This is a genomic window from Shewanella sp. Sh95 (genome assembly GCF_001308045.1).
Classification (GTDB): domain Bacteria; phylum Pseudomonadota; class Gammaproteobacteria; order Enterobacterales; family Shewanellaceae; genus Shewanella; species Shewanella xiamenensis.
This window is the reverse complement of sequence record NZ_LGYY01000131.1, coordinates 1-846: the sequence shown is the minus strand read 5'-3', so window position 1 is coordinate 846 and position 846 is coordinate 1. Positions and strand designations below refer to the sequence as shown.

Sequence of the window (846 nt, the reverse complement as noted above, 5' to 3'; positions counted from 1 at the left end):
CGCCGGTGGTGGCGTTGTAGCTGTAGCCTGTCGCCGGAGTGCCGTCAGCAAACTGCAGCGCCCCATTCACCAGCTTCAGTTCCACATCGGTGGTCGCGGTGCCATTGACGATAGTCAGGTTCACGTGGCCGCCGGCACTGAAGTCCGCAGCATTGATGCTCACGGTTAACTGTACACCTGCGCCATTGCCGCTGATTTCGGCTTGCGTCAGCAGGCCATCACCTGGGTTACCGTCATCGACGATCAATACGGTCGGGGCATTCGGGGCGGTTTCATCCGCCACGGTTGCAGTGTCAGAGCCTGGGCCTGAGGTGTTGTTGGCTGCATCGGTCTGGGTCGCGGTGACCGTGATGCTGCCACCTTCACCCGGGGCGGTTTCCGTCCAGCTGATAACGCCGGTGGTGGCGTTGTAGCTGTAGCCTGTCGCCGGAGTGCCGTCAGCAAACTGCAGCGCCCCATTCACCAGCTTCAGTTCCACATCGGTGGTCGCGGTGCCATTGACGATAGTCAGGTTCACGTGACCGCCTTCAGCAAAGTCGGCATGGTTGATGGTGACTTGGAGCTGTACGCCATCACCGTTGATTTCGGCTTGCGTGAGTGAGCCATCACCTGGATTGCCGTCATCGACGATCAATACGGTCGGGGCATTCGGGGCGGTTTCATCCGCCACGGTTGCAGTGTCAGAGCCTGGGCCTGAGGTGTTGTTGGCTGCATCGGTTTGGGTCGCGGTGACCGTGATGCTGCCACCTTCACCCGGGGCGGTTTCCGTCCAGCTGATAACGCCGGTGGTGGCGTTGTAGCTGTAGCCTGTCGCCGGAGTGCCGTCAGCAAACTGCAGCGCCCCAT

At 61.1% G+C, this 846-nt stretch carries 1 pseudogene; it reads right to left on the bottom strand.

The annotated features are described in order from the left end of the window. Positions 1-846, bottom strand: a pseudogene (locus AEA42_RS22645) (hypothetical protein); the annotation flags it as partial.